The organism is Polaromonas sp. P1_G2 (assembly GCF_056405515.1).
The window spans coordinates 1-378 of record NZ_JBFUBY010001610.1 but is presented as its reverse complement, the minus strand read 5'-3'; the positions used below and the strand labels follow the sequence as shown (position 1 = coordinate 378).

Here is a 378-nt window from a genome sequence, read left to right as displayed (position 1 = left end):
GGTAAAACCCTTCGGCAGGTAGCGGGCAAGGAAAACGGAACCGGGATCGGCTTCGCCGTGTGAGAACATGCCCGGCGCCGTGGCAAAGCGATCGAGGATTGTTGCCTCCGGCTGGGTGAAGGCGGCGATGACCGCATCGGCGTCGTTTGGCTGTGCAAACCAGAAAGCCTGCGCATGATATTTTGCCAGATGCTCGGTCTCTATGCCGAGGGCGGCAACGCGCTTGCGCAACGATTGTACACCGTCCTCCTTGGCGCCCGCAACGACGGTCCGGCCGCCCGGCCGCGTCCTGCGCACGGCGTCGGCGAGATAGTTCTCGCTGGCGCCGCGATGGCGGCTCATGAGCACGAGTGTCATGTCATAGCCATCGCCTTCGGC

Annotated in this window: 1 protein-coding gene; it reads right to left on the bottom strand. The window is 64.0% G+C overall.

The window, feature by feature from the left end; genetic code table 11:
• On the bottom strand, positions 1-357 hold a 357-nt coding region (locus AC1D0P_RS31775), incomplete at its 3' end, for a hypothetical protein (RefSeq protein ID WP_477680364.1).
• Between the last annotated feature and the right edge of the window lie 21 nt (positions 358-378).